Origin of the sequence: Bacillus sp. AR8-1, from assembly GCF_008042345.1 — a bacterium.
Classification (GTDB): domain Bacteria; phylum Bacillota; class Bacilli; order Bacillales; family Bacillaceae_G; genus Bacillus_A; species Bacillus_A cereus.
On record NZ_QNUB01000014.1, the window covers coordinates 63,327 to 85,671 of the forward strand.

Below are 22,345 nucleotides of genomic sequence, written 5' to 3' on the forward strand. Positions count from 1 at the left end.
AGCAAGTTTATATGTAAGTTTAATAAGAGTCATTATACAGTTTAGCACTTCTCATGCAAGTGGCAAAAAAATAGAGAGAAAACAGGAAGGGAGAGTTATTAATTCCGTATCTAAACGAAAAGAAATGGTTGCTTACAAGGATTAAGCAAAAAATTGAGGCAATATTTATAACCGATTATCGGTATCTAATATATAAGGAATGCTTTTAGTATTTGTAGCAATTTCTGAAAGGATTAAATGGAGGATTTATGAAAGAACAAAAAGGCAAGAAGCAGAAGACATATATATCTATTCGATTAAATATAATGTTCCTTTGCATATTTGTACTATTCTCAGCTATTATTATGCAGCTAGGAAAGGTACAAATCGTTGAGGGAGAGGCTTATAAGAACCAAGTGGAAAGTAGTCAAAATGCAATAACTAGTATTCCAGTTCCACGTGGACAAATTTTAGATCGAGAAGGGAAAACAGTTGTTAATAATAAATCTCTTCGCACAATTACGTATACAAGGGTGAAGGGAATTACGAGTGAAGATATTTTAAAAACAGCAAAAGACTTGGCGAAAGTACTTGAAATGCCTGAACAAGATATAAATAAATTAACAGATATCGATAAAAAAGATTTTTGGATGCAGTTGAATTCGAAACGTGCGGAGACAAAGATTACTAAGAAAGATATAGAAAAGTTTAAAGAAAAGGGTATAGAGGGAAAAGAGTTAGATAAAAAAATAGAAGACTTAAGACGAGGTCGTGTTACAGAGGTAGAATTAGCAGAATTAACAGCACAAGATTTAAAGGTGTTAGCTATTAAAAGTAAAATGAGTTCAGGTTATCAACTAACACCACAAATCATTAAAAAAGATGTAACAGATGAAGAGTATGCGCGGATAAGCGAAAATCTTGCGAATTTTCCAGGAGTAGATGCAACTGTTGATTGGGAACGTAATTATGTAAACGGTAATTTATTTCGTTCTGTATTAGGAAATATTACGAGTAGTGAAGAAGGATTACCGAAAGAAAATTTAGATTCTTATTTAGTACGTGGATATAACCGTAATGATCGTGTTGGAAAAAGTTATATTGAACAACGATATGAAGATGTATTACACGGCACAAAAGAAGAAGTGAAAAATATTACTGATAAATCAGGAAACATTGTTAGCACAGAAATAATCTCTAAAGGAAAAAGTGGTAATAGTTTAACATTAACGATTGATATGGAATTACAAAAGAAAGTGGAAGAAAGTATAGAGAAAAACTTGAGAGCTTTTAAGAGTTCAGAGCCACTGCTCGATCGAGCTTTTGTTGTCATGACGAATCCAAATAACGGACAAATTTTATCAATGGCAGGCAAAAAGATTGTAGAAAAAGAAGGGAAAATAGAAGTTGAGGATTTGGCATTAGGAAACATGACAACTTCGTATGAGCTAGGGTCAGCTGTAAAAGGTGCTACTTTATTAACTGGATATGAGACAGGCGCAATACATCCAGGAGATCAATTTTATGACGCGCCGATGAAATTTAAAGGTACACAAGCTAAGAAATCGTGGAATGTATCCGGATTTGGTAATATTAATGATTTACGGGCTTTACAAGTATCTTCGAATGTATACATGTTCCAGACAGCTTTAAAAATTGCGGGAGTTAATTACGTACCAAATGGCTCATTGGATATTAAACAAGGAGCATTTGATACGATGCGCTATTATTTCAAGCAATTTGGTTTAGGTGTCCCAACAGGTATTGATTTACCGAATGAAATAATTGGACAAACGAGAAAAGTAGATAGTCAACCTGGGTTTTTATTAGATTTTTCTATCGGTCAGTATGATACGTATACGCCGTTGCAATTAGCGCAATATATTTCAACGATTGCGAATGGTGGTTATAGAATGCAACCTCAAATTGTACAAGAAATACGAGAACAATCAATAAAAGAAGAGGTTGGCAAAGTTATACGTTCCATAGAGCCTGTCGTATTGAATCGAATTGATATGAAGAAAGAACATATTGATCGGATAAAAGAAGGGTTTAGATGGGTATTCCAAGAAGGTGATGGAACTGGCGTGAAATATTTCAAAAACGCGCCATATAAACCAGCAGGAAAGACAGGAACAGCCCAAACTGTATATGGTGGAGATGACCCGATTGGTAGAAATGCAAAAGGAGAACGTATGGAATGTTACAACTTAACGTTAGTTGGATATGCTCCATATGATAATCCAGAAGTAGCATTTTCCGTAGTAGTTCCATGGCTTCATGATGATAAAAATGGAATTAATTCTATAATCGGAAAGGAAGTATTAGATGTATACTTTGATTTAAAACAGCAACGTATACATGGTGAAGCTACTAGTACAGGTAGTTCTAAGCAAAATTAGAGTACTTTTCTCAGGGAAAGAACCTGTTCATATAAAGCCATTTATAAGTAAAAAAATGAAATATGAAATAGGAGATAGAGGCGTCGTAGCTACTATCTCTTATTTTGTTAATAACTCTCATACTAGCTATAATTTTTTTAGTTTATGGAACAAATTTGGTTCGGTGATTGTCTATTATGTGTACGTATAAAAAGGTGCTAAAAATTTGGAAGGAATGATGATTTTGAAAAATAAGAGGATGCTAAAAATAGGAATATGCGTTGGTATATTAGGTTTAAGTATTACAAGCCTAGAAGCTTTTACAGGAGGGGCACTGCAAGTTGAAGCGAAAGAAAAGACTGGACAAGTGAAACATAAAAATCAGGCGACGCATAAAGAGTTCTCTCAACTTGAGAAAAAATTTGATGCTCGAGTAGGTGTATATGCGATTGATACTGGTACAAATCAAACAATTTCTTATCGATCTAACGAAAGATTTGCCTTCGCATCAACCTACAAGGCTTTAGCAGCAGGAGTATTACTACAGCAAAACTCAATTGATACATTAAATGAAGTAATCACATTTACGAAAGAAGACTTAGTGGATTATTCACCTGTTACAGAGAAACATGTAGATACTGGAATGAAACTAGGAGAAATTGCTGAGGCTGCTGTTCGTTCAAGTGATAATACTGCAGGGAACATTTTATTTAATAAAATAGGCGGACCTAAAGGATATGAAAAAGCGCTTAGAAAGATGGGGGATCGGGTTACTATGTCTGATCGCTTTGAAACAGAATTAAACGAAGCTATTCCAGGAGACATTCGTGACACTAGTACAGCGAAAGCAATTGCTACGAATCTTAAAGCTTTTACGGTCGGAAATGCACTTCCAGCTGAAAAACGTAAAATTCTTACAGAGTGGATGAAAGGAAATGCTACAGGGGACAAACTTATTCGTGCAGGCGTACCAACTGACTGGGTAGTTGGAGATAAATCAGGTGCTGGCAGTTACGGAACAAGAAATGATATTGCTATCGTTTGGCCTCCGAATAGAGCACCAATTATCATCGCAATTTTATCTAGTAAAGATGAGAAAGAGGCTAGCTATGATAATCAACTCATTGCAGAGGCAACGGAAGTTATAGTTAAGGCTCTTAAGTAATAATCTTTCAATTCTTTATGTAATATAATTAAAAATAAGAACTTGGAAAGCGATTCTTTTTAATGTGAAAAGAATCGCTTTTTTATAAGCATGTAAACTATTTATACCTATGTATTATAAAGATATAATTAATGTAGAAAAGAGGGTGAATAGTTATGGAGAATGACAATCAAGTCTTTTGGAGAACAGATTGTCTTGTTTTGAGAAGGTTTAGTATGGATGACACTAACTACTTTCATTTTTATCGTTCTAATCCAGAAGTGGCTAAATTTCAGTCATGGGTTAATTATCAATATCATGAGGCTAAAACGTTTGTAAATGAACAAGTTAAAAATAATCCTAATCTACCAGGTACTTGGTTCCAGTTCGCAATTGCTTTGGCTGAAAATAACAAAATAATTGGAGATTGTGCACTTCACACACTTGTAAATGAACCTCGCATCGTAGAAATTGGATTTACTCTTTCTCCAGAATATCAGGGGAAAGGCTATGCAACTGAAGCTGTTTGTGCCTTACTGAATTACATATTTCATTCATTACGGAAACATAAAGTGATTGCATTTTCGGACGTTCGAAATAATAAGTCTATTTCTGTACTAGAACGAGTGGGGTTGAGGAGAGAAGGTCATTTATTACAGAATTACATGCTAAAAGGGCAGTGGATTGATGAATATCAATATTCAATATTGAAGTCTGAATGGAATGACGCTACATAATTTTAAAATTTAGAAACAATGAAGGAACTTATTCATGAAATTGATGAAAATGCCTTTGTCACTGTATATGATGTTGCGGAAGTACAAGGCGGAAACTTTAAAAAGCATGATATTCATTAAGGGTATTAACTAAGTTAAATGTTTTATACATAGTTGATTATTGAAAAAAGATAAAAAACTCACCACATATAGAGAGACAACTGGTATGTACTAAGATGTACAACGGCAAGATACATAGAACTAAAACTAAGATATTCATACGAACTCAAAAAGCTGAAATTCCTTAACTTGGGAATTTCGGCTTTAATGTTATATGATAGAGTTACGATTAGAACAGAACCGGGCATGTTTACTTCAACAGAGTGATATAAGTTCTTCAGTTCCTAAAATTAGAAACTTGTACTTGATTATCGTAGTTAAATCGATTTCACTTTAAAAGAGAACCGTTAGATAAAAAGAATAATCTATTGAAATGTTTTTGAGAATTGTAGTATTGATGAAGATTTTAGGAGGGAATATGAGCAAGAAGATTAAAAGAAGTATATTACTTATTGCTACATTAGTAGGTTGTAGCATCTTTTTATATTTACAGAACAATTTAATAAGTATAACTGAGGTTAAAATAACCTCTAGTAAAATACCATCCTCTTTTAAAGGGTATAAAATTCTACAAATTTCAGACTTACACAATAAAAAATTTGGCGATAATCAAGATGTGTTAATTCAAAAAATAAAAAGTATAGACCCAGATATTATTGCGATTACGGGTGATTTAATTGACAGTAAATCATACGATGCAGAAGTTAGTATGCAATTAATACGAGAAATTGTAAAGAAATATCCTGTATATTTTGTGACAGGAAACCATGAACAATGGTCTGGAAAGTATAACAATTTAGAAAAAGAGTTGAAGAAATATGATGTCAATGTTTTAAGGAATGAACATGTAGGCATTCGAAAGGGTGAGCAAGAAATAAACTTGCTCGGTATTGATGATCCAGAGTTTGTTACTGGAAACCGTGATGAAGGAAATATTATAATAGATGAAATTAAAAAAGCGAAAATTGAAATGCAGCCAGATAAATATAATGTATTATTATCCCATCGGCCTGAATTTATAAAGGAATATACGAATGAGAGGTTGGATTTGGTTTTATCGGGACATGCTCATGGAGGGCAAGTTAGATTGCCATTTATCGGAGGATTAGTTGCGCCAAATCAAGGTGTTTTACCTAAATATACAGCGGGTTTATATGTAGAACAAAATACATCAATGGTAGTGAGTAGAGGATTAGGAAATAGTATCATTCCGCAAAGGATTTTGAATAGGCCAGAAATTGTAGTCGTGCAGCTAAATTAAGCTGTACGATTTTTTTTATACAAAAATGAGTAAAGGGGCTTTCTGTATTTTGCAGGAGTAAACATTACAATTTTGTTAAAAATTTTCTACGTTACATAAAGTAACAAAATTTGACCCTCAGTGTTTGTTATAGTGTAAATAATCAAAAAACTTAAAATTTGTCGAGTGAAAATTGTGATAAGTAATTCATATAAAAAACTTAAAGGGGTGTACACATGCATAAAGAATATGAAATTGAAGAATACACGGCGATTGAGGAACAAATCCATTATTATTGTAAATGTTTATTAGTAAGTCATCCTGATCAAATAATAAAGTATTTAGAAAAAAGGTTAGAAAAATATGCAGAAACATTACAATATGCACATTTATATCCTGACACAGTTATTTTACCGTTACAGCAATTAGTTATCGAATATTCTTTAGACGTTGCTAGAATTCGGAAGTATATGAATTTAAAAACGTAAAGTGAAATTTATAGTTTAAATGAAACAGAGTCGACTTTAGGAAATGAAATTCTAATGTCGACTCTGTTTCATTTTTTAATATCGGTGATTGAACATACATACTAATCAACGAAGTTTGACATATAATTAAGCAAGAGTAAAATAAAAGTGAGTACTCACTCATTTTTATTGGAAAAGGAGGATGAAACGTGCAACAACCTTCAATTATTTTACGGACTGTATCAAAAAGTTTTGGAAAAAAAGAAGTGTTACACAATCTTTCATTGCAAGTTGAAAAAGCAGAGATTTTTGGTTTTGTTGGACCTTCTGGATCGGGGAAAACAACGCTCATTAAAATGATTGCAGGTATTAATGAGGCAACGAAAGGTGAAGTACTTGTTAATAATACTAATATGCCTAATTTAAATGAAATGAAACGAATTGGTTATATGGCCCAGGCGGATGCATTATATGAAGAATTGTCAGCATATGAAAATGCAGATTTTATAGCAACGATGTATGGATTAAAGGGAAAAAGTAAAAAGACAAGAATTGCAGAGGTTTTTGAACTTGTACAATTGTCAGAGTATATGAAAAAGCAAGTACAACAATTTTCAGGTGGAATGAAAAAACGCTTATCATTAGCAATAGCACTCCTCCATGAACCAGAAATATTAATTTTAGATGAGCCTACAGTGGGGATAGATCCGCTTCTTAGGAAAACGATTTGGGAAAAATTTTATGATCTTAAAAAGAAAGGCACAACGATTATTGTAACGACGCACATTATGGATGAAGCTGAATTTTGTGAGCGTCTAGGATTAATTAGAGAAGGGAAACTAGTTGCGGTTGGAACAACTGAAGAATTGAAAAAACGCGTGTCATCTGGACGGATTGAAGATGTCTTTTTGTTGGAAGAGGTGGTGTCATCATGAGAGTTACTGGTGTAATCATTCGTATTATTCGCCAATTTTTTCGAGATAAGCGTTCGTTAGCGATGATGTTTGGGGCACCAATGTTATTACTTTGGCTATTATCGCTAGTGTTTACACAAAAAGACTATATACCGCAAATTGCTGTTGTTGATATGCCCGCTCAAATAGTAAAAGTGATGAAAAATCAAGAAGCGTCAATTTATGAATACAGTAAAGAAAACGCGATTTCTGAGTTAGAAAAACAAAAGGTAGATGCAATACTTCGAATAGAGAATGGAAAAATGAAACTTCTGTTGGAAGGTAGTGATTCGTCAAAAAATCGTGCTGTACTTCAAGTATTGCAAAAAAGCACAGAGAAGAATGATGTATCGATTATGAAACCTGAAGTAAATTTTTTACATGGCTCTAAAGACTTTACGATGTTTGATGGGCTTGGTCCTGTATTAATTGGTTTCTTTACATTTTTCTTTGTATTTATATTATCAGGTGTATCCTTCGTAAGAGAACGTTTAAGTGGTACGCTAGAAAGGTTATTATCCACCCCAATAAGAAGATGGGAAATAGTCGCAGGTTATATTATTGGTTTTGGAATCTTTGCCTTTATACAATCCATTATTATCGTAAGTTTTTCCGTTTATATTTTAGATTTATACGTAGCTGGCTCTATATGGCTAACGCTACTTATTACATGTATGCTCTCTTTAACTGCACTAACATTAGGTACGTTTTTATCGGCATACGCAAATAATGAATTTCAAATGATTCAATTTATACCGCTTGTTATTGTGCCACAAATCTTCTTTTCTGGATTGTTTCCAATGGAATCTATGAACAAGTGGCTACAAATGTTAGGGAAAGTATTTCCACTCACATACGGCGCTGACGCAATGAGACAAGTGATGATTCGGAATCAAGGGTTTACAGAGATTGCATTAGATCTTACTGTATTATTACTTTTTTCAATATTATTTGCAGTAGGAAATGTATTTGCTTTAAAGAAACATCGCAAAATATAATAATGACAAAAAGGAGCTTTATAAATGCAGAAGGATTGGCTGGAGGAATTAATAGCTGCAACTAATACGGATAAAAGAAATGAACGTCAAATGCGAATATTAGAGGCGGCTGTTGATATGTTTGGAGAAAAAGGATACGCTTCAACTTCAACAAGTGAAATTGCAAAACGGGCTGGTGTAGCGGAAGGAACAATCTTCCGCTACTATAAGACGAAAAAAGATTTATTACTAGCGGTCGTAATGCCAACTTTAACTAAGTTCGCTGCACCATTTTTCGTACAAACCTTTGCAAAAGAAATATTTAAATCGGAGTATGAATCATATGAAAGACTTTTAAGGGTTGTAATTCATAATAGGTTTAAATTTGCTCAAAAACACTTTCCTATGATAAAAATATTAATTCAAGAGGTGCCATTCCAACCAGAACTGAAAAATGAAATACAGCAATTAGTAGAAACAGAACTGTTTTCACATTTCAAAAAGTTGATTGTGAAATTTCAAGAAGAAGGGGAAATTATTGAGATACCACCATCTTCCGTACTACGTCTTACTTTATCAGCTGTATTAGGTTTATTATTAACACGATTTTTATTATTGCCTGAAGAAAAATGGAATGATGAAGCGGAAATTGAAAATACGATTCAATTTATATTGTATGGATTAACTCCACGATTTTAATCGTTGAAGTGTGAATTACATACATTACTTTTAAGTAAAAATAAATCGCCTTTAAAAAGGCGATTTATTTTCATTATATATTTTTGATAAATAAGTGCTTGTTTAATAAAAACATTCTAAATCAGCGTGTTTCTTTGTCTCTTCTTCTAAGACCTAATAATCCTGCTAGTCCTAATAAACCAAGCCAAGCCCAATTATTATTTTTATCACGATTATCATTTAAATCATTTGTTGTATTTATATTTCGAGTTCTTACATCATTATTAACTCTGTCTAAGTTATTGTCATTTACTCGAGTTGAAATATCAGTGTTATTAACTCTATTCATATTATTTCCATCGTATTCAGCTTGCGTAGATGTACCTAAAAACATAATAGATAGTGTTAAAACACTCAAAATAGATGATAATTTCTTTTTCATAACAATCCCTCCTTTCTTAATCATTAATTTCTCCGAAGCATGTGTGTATTATTCATTTCACAATATCTAAACCCTCATTAATAGGGCGCACATTTATAGAAAATAGAGTTGAATGATTGTTAATGTATCATTGGATTTATATTTCTCATAAAAATAACTGAATCAAACTTTGCTTAAAATGTTAATCTTAGTACAATTTATATTATACGGACTAGTAATAAGGAGGTAATAAGATGCGACAATTTGCAAAACCTACAATCGTCGTAAGTAAATGTTTAGAATTTGATGCTTGTCGTTATAATGGAGAGATGATTCCAGATGTAACAATACGAAATTTGCAGCCATTTGTTACATTTATACCTGTTTGTCCAGAAGTCGAGATTGGATTGGGGACTCCTCGTGAAACGATACGAATTGTAGAAGAAAATGGTGAGAATAGACTTGTGCAACCGTCGACACGAGAAGATGTAACTGAAAAAATGGAACAGTTTTCAAATGACTTTTTACAAACGATATCGGATGTGGATGGTTTTATTTTAAAGAATCGTTCACCAAGTTGTGGTACGCGTGATGTGAAAATTTATTCTGGTTTTGAAAAAGCGCCAGCAAAGGGAAAAGGAGCTGGCTTATTTGGCGGAGCAGTAGTAAAAAATTTTTCGTATCTTCCTATTGAAGAGGAAGGTAGATTGTCGAATTTTATTATTAGAGAGCATTTCTTTACAAGGCTATTTACAATCGCATATTACAAAATGATTAAACACAATAAAAATATGAAAGAACTTGTATCGTTTCAGTCGGATAATAAATATTTATTTATGGCATATAATCAGGTGAAACAAAAGGAATTAGGTCGTATAATTGCAAATCAAAAAAATGAAAAGATTGAAGTGGTATTTGAAAACTATGAGAAGACTTTATATGAATTATTTATGCGTGCGCCCCGTTATACATCGAATGTAAATGTATGCGAGCACATTTTTGGATATTTTAAAACAAAGTTAAAAAAACAAGAAAAAGATCATTTTATAGAACTGTTACAAAAGTATGCAGAAAAGAAAATACCACTTAGTAGTTTACTTACAATTTTAAAATCATGGGCTATTCGATTTGATGAAAAGTATTTATTAAGACAAACATATTTCGAACCATATCCTGAAGCATTAGTAGAAATTTCTGATTCCGGAAAAGGTAGAGATTATTAAACAATAAATTACATAATTCGACACAAAACCTCCTATATTGTTGTAGAACAATGTAGGAATTTTTTTGTGCATTAGTACAGAATCTGTTTTAAAATTAAGTTATGACAGAATTATAGCAATTGTCTAACTAATATTCTTGTCTTTTAAGTTGTTATGTTTGTAGTAGAAACTCGCACGCTGTCGAAACTCAATATTCGATAAGGGGTGTGTAGCGGAATGGAATTTACTCTAACTCGCGAAAAACAAATGATTAAAGAAATGGTACGTGACTTTGCTGAAAAGGAAATCGCACCGAAAGCTGTATATTATGACAAAACTGCAGAGTTTCCATATGAAACATTTCAAAAAATGGGCGAACTAGGATTACTAGGCATCCCATTCCCAGAAGAGTATGGAGGTTCAGGTGGCGATACAGTATCGTATGCTTTAGCAGTTGAAGAAATTGGTCGCGCTTGTGGTGGCACCGGTTTAAGCTATGCTGCAACAATTTCATTAGGTGCTTCTCCAATTTATTATTTCGGTACAGAAGAACAAAAACAAAAGTATTTAGTTCCAATGGCGTCAGGTAAAACATTAGGTGCCTTCGGATTAACGGAGCCGAATGCTGGATCAGATGCAGGTGGTACTCAAACGAAAGCGGTATTAGATGGTGATGAGTATGTAATCAGTGGTGAGAAGTGTTGGATTACAAACGCAGAGTATGCAAATACAATTATTGTAACCGCTGTCAACGGTATTGAAGAGAATGGTAGAAAACGTATTTCTGCATTTATCGTGCCTACTACGAGTGAAGGATTAACGATTTCAAGTCCTTACGATAAGATGGGTGTTCGCGCTTCTAATACTTGTGAAATCGTACTTGATGGTGTTCGTGTACCGAAAGAAAATATTCTTGGTGATGTAAATAAAGGCTTTAAACAATTTTTATATACACTTGATGGAGGGCGTATTTCAATCGCTGCATTGGCAGTTGGTATTGCGCAATCAGCCTTTGAACGTGCATTACAATATGCGAAAGAACGTCAACAATTTGGAAAGTCAATCTCTAATTTCCAAGCGATTCAATTTAAATTAGCTGATATGGCGACTGAAGTAGAGCTAGCACGCAATTTAGTACATAAAGCAGCTTGGTTAAAAGATAACGATAAACCTTTCGGCAAAGAAGCGGCAATGGCAAAACTATTTGCATCGGAAGCAGCAAGCCGTATTGCGAATCAAGCAGTACAGATTCATGGTGGATATGGTTATATGCGTGAATATGAAGTTGAACGACATATTCGTGATGCGAAACTATTAGAAATTGGTGAAGGAACTTCTGAAATTCAACGTCTCGTAATTGCTAGACATTTAGGATGTAGATAAAAGGGAGGAATCACTATGTTTCAAAAAATATTAATTGCGAATCGCGGGGAAATTGCTGTTCGTATTATGAAAACTTGTCAAAAACTTGGCATACGCACTGTTGCTATTTATTCTGAAGCAGATGAAAATGCCCTTCATGTGAAGATGGCAAATGAAGCTTACTTAGTAGGTGGACCGCGTGTTCAAGAAAGTTATTTAAACCTTGAAAAAATTATTGAAATAGCTAAGAAGACAAATGCAGAAGCGATTCATCCGGGTTATGGTTTATTATCAGAGAATCCGTCTTTTCCGGTTCGTTGCAAAGAAGAAGGAATCGTATTTATCGGTCCTTCAGAAGAAATCATTACGAAGATGGGAAGTAAAATCGAATCACGTATCGCAATGCAAGCAGCAGATGTCCCAGTAGTCCCAGGTATTACTACAAATATTGAAACTGCTGAAGAAGCAATTGAAATTGCAAAACAAATTGGTTATCCCTTAATGCTTAAGGCATCCGCAGGCGGCGGAGGCATTGGTATGCAGTTGATGGAAACTGAGCAAACGCTCACCAAAGCGTTTGAAAGTAATAAAACAAGAGCGCAAAACTTCTTTGGTAACGGAGAAATGTATTTAGAGCGATATATAGCAGATGCGCATCATATTGAAATTCAGCTTTTAGCAGATACACATGGTAACACAGTGTATTTATGGGAGCGTGAATGTTCGGTACAGCGCCGAAATCAAAAAGTAATCGAAGAAGCACCTTCACCATTTTTAGATGAAGGTACACGAAAGGCGATGGGAGAAGTTGCTGTACAAGCTGCCAAAGCACTTGGCTATACAAATGCAGGTACAGTTGAGTTTCTTGTAGATGATCAGAAGAACTTCTATTTCTTAGAGATGAATACGAGATTACAAGTAGAGCATCCAGTGACAGAAGAAATTACGGGATTAGACCTTGTAGAACAGCAACTCCTTATCGCAAGTGGAGAGAAACTATCATTTACTCAGGATGATGTAAAACGTAGTGGTCATGCCATTGAAGCTCGTATTTATGCAGAGGATCCGAAAACATTCTTCCCATCACCTGGGAAAATTACAGATTTAACATTACCGTCAAATGTACGGATTGATCACTTCTTAGAAAATCATGTAACGATTACACCTTTCTATGATCCAATGATTGCGAAAGTCATTGCACATGGCGAGACTCGTGAAGAAGCAATTTCGAAATTACATGATGCTCTAGAAGAATTAAAAGTAGAAGGTATTAAAACGAACACGCCAATGCTACTGCAAGTTTTGGAAGACGAAGTGTTCAAAGAGGGTATTTATACAACGGGGTTTGTAACGAAACAACTCGTTAAAAAATAAGATTTAACAATATTAAGGGGGAAAAAATGATGACGAAAGTATACGCATCGATGGCAGGAAACGTTTGGAAGATTGTTGTAGGAGTAGGAGATACAGTAGAGGAAGAGCAGGATGTCGTCATTTTGGAATCTATGAAAATGGAAATTCCAATCATTTCAGAAGAAGCTGGCACAGTTATGAAAATTAATGTGCAAGAAGGCGATTTTGTAAATGAAGGAGATGTATTATTAGAAATTGAATAGGGAGATATAGGGGGAAGCGAATTGAAACTACCTAATTTTGCTGTCATTAAAGAAGTCGGGCCACGTGATGGCTTACAAAATGAAAAAAAGATTGTTGGCACAAAAGATAAAGTAAAATGGATTCAACTACTTACAGAAGCAGGATTGTCGTATGTTGAAGTTTCCTCATTCGTTCACCCAAAATGGGTCCCTGCATTAGCAGATGCAAATGATGTATTTTCTGAGCTGAAAAGGGACCCAAATGTTACATATGCTGCGCTTGTTCCGAATCAAAATGGTTTGGAACGAGCTTTTTTGCAAAATGTAGATGAGGTGAATGTTTTTTTATCAGCAAGTGAATCTCATAATAAAAGTAATATTAATAAATCGATTAAAGAAGCATTAGTTGTAATTGAAGATATAACAAAACAGGCATTATTCGAAGGGAAAAAGGTAAGAGGCTATGTTTCTACTGTATTTGGATGTCCTTATGAAGGGGATATAAGTGTCACAGCAGTTGACGAATTATGTAATCAACTATTTTCATACGGCATTTATGAAGTTTCTCTTGGGGATACAATCGGTGTAGCGAATCCATTACAAGTAGAACAAGTATTAGAACATCTATTAAAGAAGTATGATGCTTCGCAGTTTGCAATGCATTTTCATAATACGTATGGAATGGCTCTAGCGAATGTAGTTAAATCATTAGAATACGGTATTAAAACGTTTGATAGTTCTTGTGGTGGACTCGGGGGCTGCCCTTATGCACCAGGAGCATCAGGTAATGTTGCTACTGATGACCTAGTACATATGCTCCATAAGTTAGGAGTCCAAACGAATATTGATGAAGAGAAGTTATTGAGAGCAAGTCAATTTATTCAAAGTAAATTAAATATCCAATTACCGAGTCATGTGTATAGAGCGCTTCAACATAAAACGATAAGTAGGTGAGAAGATGCTACAATTACAAAACATTTCAGTTGATTATGTAACACCTCACGTTGTAAAGATTTCGTTATATCGTGAAAGACAAGCAAACTCATTATCTTTAGCATTATTAGATGAATTACAAACTATATTAACTCAAATAAGTGAAGATTCAAACGTGCGTGTAGTTATTTTGACTGGTGCTGGTGAAAAAGCATTTTGTGCTGGTGCAGATTTAAAAGAGCGTGCCGATATGAACGAAGAACAAGTTCGCCATGCTGTTAGTATGATTCGCACTACTATGGAGATGGTTGAACAATTACCACAGCCAGTTATTGCTGCTATAAATGGAATTGCACTTGGTGGTGGTACGGAATTAAGTTTAGCTTGTGATTTTAGAATTGCTGCTGAATCTGCAAGTCTTGGTCTTACTGAAACGACACTTGCAATTATACCAGGAGCAGGTGGTACACAGCGCTTACCGAGATTAATTGGTGTTGGTAGAGCGAAAGAATTAATTTATACAGGTAGACGTATTTCAGCGCAAGAAGCAAAAGAATACGGTTTAGTAGAATTTGTTGTACCAGCTAATTTACTTGAAGAGAAAGCGATTGAAATAGCAGAGAAAATTGCTAGTAATGGACCGATTGCTGTTCGATTAGCAAAAGAGGCAATTTCAAATGGTATTCAAGTTGATTTACATACCGGATTACAAATGGAAAAACAAGCGTATGAAGGTGTAATCCATACGAAAGATCGAATAGAAGGATTACAGGCATTCAAAGAAAAACGCAAACCGATGTATAAGGGGGAGTAAATATGTTAGACCAAAAACAACAATCTAATTCATTTGAAGAACGAGTTGAAACAATTAAACAAGGCGGGGCACCGAAATATCATGAGCAAAATAAAGCAAAAGGAAAATTATTTGTTCGAGATCGTTTAGCGCTTCTATTTGATAATGGCGAATATGTAGAAGATGCATTATTTGCTAACTGTGAACAAACAGGCTTACCTGCGGATGGCGTTGTAACGGCAACGGGTAAAATACATGGTCGTACTGCGTGTGTAATGGCCAATGATTCTACTGTAAAAGCTGGATCATGGGGATCACGCACAGTTGAAAAGATTTTACGTATTCAAGAAACAGCTGAAAAACTACGTGTTCCGTTATTTTATTTAGTCGACTCTGCTGGAGCACGTATTACAGATCAAGTAGAAATGTTCCCAGGGCGCCGCGGTGCAGGAAGAATCTTCTATAATCAAGTGAAGTTATCAGGTAAAGTTCCTCAAGTATGCTTGTTATTTGGACCTTCTGCAGCTGGTGGTGCGTATATTCCAGCCTTTTGTGACGTTGTAATGATGGTAGAAGGAAATGCATCTATGTATTTAGGATCTCCTCGTATGGCTGAGATGGTTATCGGTGAGAAGGTAACTTTAGAAGAGATGGGCGGAGCTCGTATGCATTGCTCTGTATCAGGATGCGGAGATGTTTTATGTAAGACAGAAGAAGATGCGATTACACAAGCAAGGCAATACATTTCATATTTTCCAAATAACTACTTAGAAAAGACTCCATTGGTTACACCCCAAGAACCGAAACAATTCGATAAAACGTTAGAACAAATCATTCCAGAAAATCAAAATGCTCCTTTCAATATGAAAGATCTCATTAATAGAGTTATTGATGAAGGTTCATTCTATGAAGTAAAAAAATTATTTGCTCAAGAGCTAATTACAGGCTTAGCACGTATTGATGGTAAGCCAGTTGGTATTATTGCAAATCAGCCGCGTATGAAGGGCGGCGTATTATTCCATGATTCAGCTGATAAAGCTGCTAAGTTTATTAATTTATGCGACGCATATCATATTCCATTATTATTCCTTGCGGATGTACCAGGATTTATGATCGGTACAAAAGTAGAGCGTGCTGGTATTATTCGCCACGGTGCAAAAATGATTTCTGCAATGAGTGAAGCAACTGTACCGAAGATTTCTATCGTTGTTCGTAAAGCATATGGTGCTGGTTTATATGCGATGGCAGGTCCAGCATTTGAACCAGATTGCTGCCTGGCATTACCGACAGCCTCTATTGCGGTAATGGGTCCAGAAGCTGCGGTCAATGCTGTATATGCAAATAAAATTGCAGCTTTACCAGAAGAAGAGCGTGCTAGCTTCATTGCTGAAAAACGTGAAGAGTATAAGAAAGATATTGATATTTATCATTTAGCATCAGAGATGGTGATTGATGGTATTGTTCATCCAAACAATTTACGTGAAGAGTTAAAAGGACGTTTCGAAATGTATATGAGTAAATATCAAGTATTCACGGATCGTAAACATCCTGTATATCCAGTTTAAAAGCCCTATTTAGGGCTTTCTTGCTCAAAAAGTTAAGGAGGGGAAAACATTGAAACAAGCAGTTTGGTTTCCAACAGAAGAGTACAAGGAAAAAACACGTTTATATAGTTGGATGAAATCATTGGGATATGAAGACTATGAAACTTTTTATAATAAATCTATTGAGGAAACAGCTTGGCTTTGGGGAGAGGCAGAAAAAGCAGTTGGCTATCAATGGATGAAACCTTATACAGAAGTGTTAGATTTAGAAAATGGTACACCGTTTGCACAGTGGTATAATGGCGGAACATGTAACGTTGTAGAATCAGCTTTATCCCGCTGGCTTGCGGATGAAGAGACAAGAATACAGCCAGCACTTCAGTACGAAGGAGAAAATGGAACTTCAAAATCATTTACATATGAAGAGCTTGATAACTGGGTAAGCCGTGTTGCCAATGGTTTGAAACACGCGGGTATTGAAAAAGGTGACCGTGTAACAATTTATATGCCGATGATTCCAGAAACAGTTGTTGCGATGCTAGCTGTAATGAAAATTGGAGCAATTATTTCACCAATATTCTCAGGCTTTGCGTCTGATGCAGTTATGACACGTGTGCAAGCGGCAGGTTCAAAAATGATTATTACCGCAGATGGATTTTCACGCCGCGGTAAAATTGTTTCTTTAAAAGATGAAGTAGATAAAGCTTGTGAACATTGCCCAACTGTTGAAAAAGTTGTTATCGTTCGTCATGCAGGAAATGATTTTATACCACATAACTATGACTTTTCGTGGAGTACGCTAGAAAAAGAAAAACCATTCATACATGCCGAGGAAATGCAAAGTGATGATCCATTAATGCTCATTTATACATCAGGAACGACTGGTAAGCCGAAAGGAACAGTACACACGCATGCAGGATTTCCTTTGAAAGCAGCTTTTGATGCAGGATTTGGAATGAATATTAAACAAGGTGATCGTGTATTATGGGTAACTGATATGGGCTGGATGATGGGGCCGTTTCTATTATTCGGTTCACTCATTAATGGAGCAACGATGGTTATGTACGAAGGTGTTCCAGACTTCCCAGAAGCAGACCGGTTATGGGAGACAGTTGATAAATATGAAATTACTCATCTAGGTATTTCGCCAACGTTAATCCGAGCATTAATGGCAAAAGGTGATGAGTATGTCAATAAACATTCTTTAAAGAGTTTGGAAGTATTCGCATCAACAGGAGAACCTTGGAATCCTGATCCATGGATGTGGCTGTTTGAAACAGTTGGAAAAGGAAATGTTCCAATCTGTAACTACTCAGGTGGAACTGAAATCTCTGGTGGGATTTTCGGTAATGTTCTTATTAAGCCAATCGCACCGATTAGTTTTAACGCATCTTTACCAGGAATGGCAGCTGTCGTACTGGATGATCAAGGTAAACCAATTCGAGATGAAGTCGGAGAATTATGCTTAGAGAAACCTTGGGTAGGTATGACGAAAAGCTTCTGGGAAGATGATGAACGTTACGTGAACACATATTGGTCGCGTTTTGAAAATAAATGGGTCCACGGTGACTGGGTCATTTACGATGGTGAACAATATATCATCACAGGGCGTTCAGACGATACGTTAAATATTGCAGGTAAACGTATTGGACCTGCTGAATATGAATCTATTCTTGTGAAACATAACGATGTAATCGAAGCTGCTGCAATTGGTGTACCTGACGAAGTGAAAGGTGAAGTTTGTCATTGCTTTGCTGTATTACGAGAAGGGGTAATATTTACAGAAGATTTAAAGAAAGAATTAATGAGTTTAGTAAACTCACATATTGGAAAAGCGTTGTGTCCTAAAGACATCCACGTTGTAGAAGATTTACCGAAAACACGTAATTCTAAAGTAATGCGCCGTGTTATTAAAGCAGCTTATTTAGGAAAAGAATTAGGTGATTTGTCGTCACTTGTAAATCCTGAAGTAGTACCGTTTATTCAAGGGTTACAGTCTAGTAAATTATAAAATTAGAAAGGAGCTCTATATAAACAGAGCTCCTTTTTTATGTTAATAAAAAGAAAAGAAGTGAATTTGATGAAGAAGAAAAATTCTACTATTGGTGTTAAGTATGTTTTTTGTTTTAATCAAAATACGATATTATGGAATGTCTATTCAATGGAGAAATACTAATTTACAACAACAAGGTGATGACAAAGCGCGACTGCTTATATGCCGGTTTAAACCTTTACGTATTAATATATAAAAAGCTGACTATACTCAGTCAGCTTTTTATATATTACATCCTAGTATTTATCTCGCTATTTGCCGGGCAGTAATGCCCCCACCTAAAAATTCAGCGAAAGCAAGGAAGTAGGTGAGGGATCAACTTTCCGGAAAAGCCTGATTGATTCCAAAAGACATATTTTTTTCTTTACGTTGACATTAAAAATATTACCAATTTTTTCTTTTACAATGGCAACAAATAAAGAAACATTTACAACGACACTTATTTCGTTTAGAACTCCAATCATCATCACGATGACACTTTTCTTTAGATTTCCACCAATCATCATTACAATGTTTTTCCTTAGAACTCCAATCATCATCACAATGATGCTTTTCTTTAGATTTCCACCAATCATCACAACAATGCTTTTTCTGAGAACTCCAGCAATCATTTTTCCAGGACATTTATTTCTACCTCCTTTCAAAAGTGTTCATATTATTCTATGTTTTAATAAAAAAATGGCTTGTTTATTAACCTACTATTTTATCTTTATATGATAGAGTGTCTTCTACTCGATATAGAATTCATACAAACTATGCTAATTTTTAAGAGAAAGTGGAGAGAACTACTACTAGTTATGGTATTTTTCAATAAACATTTATTGAAGAAAATGTTCTGATTACAAATAATATCTTATTTTCGAGTACGCTTTTTAAATGTATATTTCACAATGAAAAATGGGAAATCCACAAATAAAGTCTATGTATATGTGAGTTAATGGGAAAATCTAGTGTGTTTTTAAGGGGCGTCTTATTAAAAGAAAAAGATTTGTTTTAGAAAGTGGTGTCTAAACATTAAATGGAGTAGGACTAAATTCACGGCCGCTCATTAAACAAGATTTTAATTAGGAGAAGTCTGTTTTTATAATGAATAATGAAAAGAAGGTTTGGTACAATTGTTTGTTTTTTTCTTTTTATGTGTTTGCCTCGTACCCTTTTAAGCTAGTGGACATAATTTACTAATAGAAAGGATTAGGGGGTGAGGTATTGGGTTCTCGATTTAATAATTGTAAAAAGAAGTGTACATGTAAACAAGATGATTGTTGGGAAGTATTCGAAGAGTGTAAAAAAGAACAGCATGAGAAATGTGATAATTCTTGTGTACAAGGAATTAGAGATGAACTTAAGAAATTAATTAATCGAACAGTTCAAATTAATACAGAGGGACGTACTTATGTAGGTACTGTTTCGTCTGTAAGTTGTGATGTAGTTAGGCTTGCGGCTATTCCTGGATCGGTTGGAGTAATTATTTCCATTTGTAAAATTGAAGCAATTTTCCCACCTGTTACAACGGTTACTGCTGACTTTGATTTTAATGGTATTGATGTAGCAAACAAGGCATAATTATGCTGCTTTTTTGTAAAGCCATTCACATGAATGGCTTTATTTTAATTTCATATAAAAGGAGAATATATTCTTTATATAGAAATAAGTTTGAGGTTATAAAGTATGATGTACGAAAGGAGCATGGAAGTGATTAAACTAAAAACCTTTAAAAAATCTGATTTTAAACAATTAATAAATTGGATTAATTCCGAAGAATTTCTAATACAATGGTCAGGAAATGCATTCACATTCCCTTTAGACGAACAGCAATTAGAGAAGTATATAGAAAGTGCAAATACACTCGCTTTCAAAGTGGTAGATGAAGAGACTTCAGACGTTATTGGTCATATTTCGCTTGGGCAAATAGATAATATTAATAAGTCCGCTAGAATTGGAAAAGTATTAGTTGGTAATACGAAGATGAGGGGACGTTCTATAGGAAAACATATGATGAAAGCAGTACTTCATATTGCTTTTGACGAATTAAAACTACATAGAGTAACTCTTGGTGTGTATGATTTTAATATATCGGCCATTTCATGTTACGAAAAAATAGGGTTTGTAAAAGAAGGCTTATTAAGAGAGTCAAAAAGAGTAGGAGAAACGTATTGGAATTTATGGGAAATGAGTATGTTAGAATATGAATGGAAGAAGTAGCAACGATAGTAATTTATAATTATATTATGTTAACAAAAGGGGCTTGGTGGGTATAGTGAATAATAAAACAAAAATAATTTCAATTGCAGCTGTTTCGGGGGAGAGCTAGTATGTTAAAACTGACAAAGAAACCATTTTTGAAAAAGGCCCACCTGCATTGTTTCTGAGGAATAAGAGGGTGAGCCCTAATTAAACGAAACTGAATGAATCTGTAAAAATTGTAACTAAAGTATGCATCAACAAGGTATTAAAAGGGATGAATAGTAACCTTTATAGATTATTCCATATATAGCAAAACTGGTTAGCTTCTGATTTAAGCGCTACTAAATGATTATTATTAATAGAGTTATTCGTATACATTCTGTTCTTTTGGATGTTAAGTACCGTATAATTCACATCGTTTCGTTCATTTGAAAATGTTGATTCATTTAATAGTGTAAGTGTCGAGTTAATGTTGTACTTATCAATTCGCTCTTTTTTTCCTTTGAAAAACAATTTGATAAGATGTGGCTCATTATTAATGAATAAGCCAAGTTCAGGTGATGAACGGACGATTAAATCATCTGATTTCCAATGTGATTTACCTGGATCAAACCAAGAGATGTCTTTATTTTTAATGAATTTTTTGTATTGCTTTATGACATCAATGTAGTTTTGTTTTTTTTTCTGATCAACCGTTTGTACTAATGTTTCGAAATATTCAAAAGATAGTTTGTTTTGATGAAATTTAATAACAGTTTCTCGTAATTGTTTCCAGTAATCAAAAGCTGGTTGATATTCAGGTTGGGATTTTAGATTTTTTATAAAGGTTGTTTTAGCTGTACTACCTTTCAGTGTGAAGTCTAAAAATTGTGTAAGCCCTACTTTAATTTCTGTCATATTATATCCCCTTCCAAACATTATTCATTTAATAATAGACGAAAAATCCGACATTTTTAAAGAAATGAGCTAGATGCTAGAAAATCCAATATCCATGCACAATAGATACGGGAAAGCCAATCCGTAAGTATAAATGATGGACCATTCAATTGAAGATAAATTAGGTAATAGGATTTTACCAGGTGATAGGTTATTAATATAATCAGATAGTGAGCTGATTTTAAAAGATAACAATATAGATTATTTAGCTTGGATTTGAGAAAAAAAGTACATGGGAATAAAGAGGGATATAGGGAAATGGGCCCTCATCAAAAAATATAAGTTGGTATCAGTATACCGTAGAGAATGAGTGTATAGAACATACAAGTAAAAGTATTGGCAAGCACACTTAAAATAAGCCGTATAAAAAGTTAATCATTGTGTGCTTTGATAATATAGCGTCAGCGAAATAAATAGTGTGAAGGAGAGCTATCTTAACAAGTGTTTCATGTAACGTTCATATACTTTAATTTTATTATTAATCAAACTTGAATATTATAGAAACGGATAATGAGGTATGGGTGGTGCTCTTTTTTATTGAATAAAATGGGTTGATTTTTCGGATTTTCATTACAATATAACAAATAAAATTTAAATTTTATTTGTTATTAAGAAAAGGTGAGAAGAAAATAAAAAAAGAGGGCTAATTGGTATTATCCCCTATAGG

At 34.3% G+C, this 22,345-nt stretch carries 21 protein-coding genes and 1 pseudogene; 19 read left to right on the top strand and 3 right to left on the bottom strand.

The genetic code is table 11. From position 1 onward, the window contains the following. Positions 1-248 precede the first annotated feature (248 nt). The 9 genes and pseudogenes from DN400_RS08980 to DN400_RS09020 all read left to right on the top strand — a co-directional run bounded on the left by DN400_RS08980 (position 249) and on the right by DN400_RS09020 (position 8,676). Positions 249-2,381: a peptidoglycan D,D-transpeptidase FtsI family protein gene (locus tag DN400_RS08980; protein WP_000662990.1), complete on the top strand. Its 2,133-nt coding sequence runs from the start codon at positions 249-251 to the stop codon at positions 2,379-2,381. 217 nt (positions 2,382-2,598) lie between these two features. Then, entirely contained in the window at positions 2,599-3,525 is a 927-nt protein-coding gene (gene bla, locus DN400_RS08985; protein WP_002152885.1) for a class A beta-lactamase Bla1, read from the top strand. Between the two features lie 155 nt (positions 3,526-3,680). Beyond that, positions 3,681-4,241, top strand: a complete 561-nt coding sequence (locus DN400_RS08990; RefSeq protein ID WP_048656286.1) for a GNAT family N-acetyltransferase — start codon at positions 3,681-3,683, stop codon at positions 4,239-4,241. 18 nt (positions 4,242-4,259) lie between these two features. Beyond that, a pseudogene (locus DN400_RS08995) lies at positions 4,260-4,361 on the top strand (DUF2179 domain-containing protein); the annotation flags it as partial. A gap of 397 nt (positions 4,362-4,758) precedes the next feature. Beyond that, positions 4,759-5,601, top strand: coding sequence for a metallophosphoesterase (locus DN400_RS09000; protein WP_053564455.1), 843 nt, complete (start codon positions 4,759-4,761; stop codon positions 5,599-5,601). A 215-nt stretch (positions 5,602-5,816) separates the two neighbouring features. Further along, positions 5,817-6,068, top strand: coding sequence for a hypothetical protein (locus tag DN400_RS09005; protein WP_000548621.1), 252 nt, complete (start codon positions 5,817-5,819; stop codon positions 6,066-6,068). A 188-nt stretch (positions 6,069-6,256) separates the two neighbouring features. Further along, positions 6,257-6,982: an ABC transporter ATP-binding protein gene (locus tag DN400_RS09010; RefSeq protein ID WP_147801644.1), complete on the top strand. Its 726-nt coding sequence runs from the start codon at positions 6,257-6,259 to the stop codon at positions 6,980-6,982. Then, the gene (locus DN400_RS09015; protein WP_053564454.1) at positions 6,979-7,998 is read left to right on the top strand and encodes an ABC transporter permease; all 1,020 of its coding nucleotides are present in this window, start codon (positions 6,979-6,981) and stop codon (positions 7,996-7,998) included. Before DN400_RS09010 ends, DN400_RS09015 begins: the two co-directional genes overlap by 4 nt. Positions 7,999-8,022: 24 nt before the next feature. Continuing rightward, positions 8,023-8,676 carry a TetR/AcrR family transcriptional regulator gene (locus DN400_RS09020; RefSeq protein ID WP_016512809.1) on the top strand — a complete coding sequence of 218 codons (654 nt, stop codon included), beginning with the start codon at positions 8,023-8,025 and terminating at the stop codon, positions 8,674-8,676. A gap of 121 nt (positions 8,677-8,797) precedes the next feature. Here DN400_RS09020 and DN400_RS09025 read toward each other — a convergent pair whose 3' ends face one another. Continuing rightward, complete coding sequence (locus tag DN400_RS09025; protein WP_061660872.1) at positions 8,798-9,097, bottom strand: WGxxGxxG family protein; 300 nt, start codon at positions 9,095-9,097, stop codon at positions 8,798-8,800. Positions 9,098-9,330: 233 nt separating this feature from the next. Here DN400_RS09025 and DN400_RS09030 point away from each other — a divergent pair, with 233 nt between their 5' ends. From DN400_RS09030 to DN400_RS09065, 8 genes are all read left to right on the top strand, one after another. Beyond that, complete coding sequence (locus tag DN400_RS09030) at positions 9,331-10,299, top strand: YbgA family protein (protein ID WP_001248644.1); 969 nt, start codon at positions 9,331-9,333, stop codon at positions 10,297-10,299. Between the two features lie 216 nt (positions 10,300-10,515). Next, positions 10,516-11,661, top strand: a complete 1,146-nt coding sequence (locus tag DN400_RS09035) for an acyl-CoA dehydrogenase (RefSeq protein ID WP_000397279.1) — start codon at positions 10,516-10,518, stop codon at positions 11,659-11,661. Positions 11,662-11,676: 15 nt separating this feature from the next. After that, positions 11,677-13,014 carry an acetyl-CoA carboxylase biotin carboxylase subunit gene (locus DN400_RS09040; RefSeq protein ID WP_000486742.1) on the top strand — a complete coding sequence of 446 codons (1,338 nt, stop codon included), beginning with the start codon at positions 11,677-11,679 and terminating at the stop codon, positions 13,012-13,014. A 26-nt stretch (positions 13,015-13,040) separates the two neighbouring features. Further along, the gene (locus DN400_RS09045; protein WP_001987345.1) at positions 13,041-13,256 is read left to right on the top strand and encodes an acetyl-CoA carboxylase biotin carboxyl carrier protein subunit; all 216 of its coding nucleotides are present in this window, start codon (positions 13,041-13,043) and stop codon (positions 13,254-13,256) included. Between the two features lie 21 nt (positions 13,257-13,277). Further along, a complete protein-coding gene (gene mvaB, locus DN400_RS09050) occupies positions 13,278-14,189 on the top strand; it encodes a hydroxymethylglutaryl-CoA lyase (protein WP_000775435.1) in 912 nt (303 codons plus the stop codon). A gap of 4 nt (positions 14,190-14,193) precedes the next feature. After that, positions 14,194-14,982: an enoyl-CoA hydratase gene (locus DN400_RS09055; RefSeq protein WP_000939814.1), complete on the top strand. Its 789-nt coding sequence runs from the start codon at positions 14,194-14,196 to the stop codon at positions 14,980-14,982. A gap of 2 nt (positions 14,983-14,984) precedes the next feature. Further along, positions 14,985-16,526 (top strand): acyl-CoA carboxylase subunit beta, encoded by a 1,542-nt coding sequence (locus DN400_RS09060; protein ID WP_000886744.1) that lies wholly within the window; start codon positions 14,985-14,987, stop codon positions 16,524-16,526. A gap of 49 nt (positions 16,527-16,575) precedes the next feature. Beyond that, the gene (locus tag DN400_RS09065) at positions 16,576-18,516 is read left to right on the top strand and encodes an AMP-binding protein (protein ID WP_097914572.1); all 1,941 of its coding nucleotides are present in this window, start codon (positions 16,576-16,578) and stop codon (positions 18,514-18,516) included. A gap of 320 nt (positions 18,517-18,836) precedes the next feature. Here DN400_RS09065 and DN400_RS09070 read toward each other — a convergent pair whose 3' ends face one another. After that, positions 18,837-19,202 (bottom strand): hypothetical protein, encoded by a 366-nt coding sequence (locus tag DN400_RS09070; RefSeq protein WP_079997160.1) that lies wholly within the window; start codon positions 19,200-19,202, stop codon positions 18,837-18,839. A gap of 562 nt (positions 19,203-19,764) precedes the next feature. Here DN400_RS09070 and DN400_RS09075 point away from each other — a divergent pair. Beyond that, on the top strand, positions 19,765-20,121 hold the full coding sequence (locus DN400_RS09075) for a hypothetical protein (RefSeq protein WP_000535577.1): 357 nt from the start codon (positions 19,765-19,767) through the stop codon (positions 20,119-20,121). A gap of 105 nt (positions 20,122-20,226) precedes the next feature. After that, entirely contained in the window at positions 20,227-20,760 is a 534-nt protein-coding gene (locus tag DN400_RS09080; protein ID WP_000990089.1) for a GNAT family N-acetyltransferase, read from the top strand. A 270-nt stretch (positions 20,761-21,030) separates the two neighbouring features. On the opposite strand, the gene DN400_RS09085 is transcribed toward DN400_RS09080, so the two are convergent. Further along, positions 21,031-21,639: a hypothetical protein gene (locus tag DN400_RS09085; protein ID WP_000136053.1), complete on the bottom strand. Its 609-nt coding sequence runs from the start codon at positions 21,637-21,639 to the stop codon at positions 21,031-21,033. Positions 21,640-22,345: the final 706 nt, after the last annotated feature.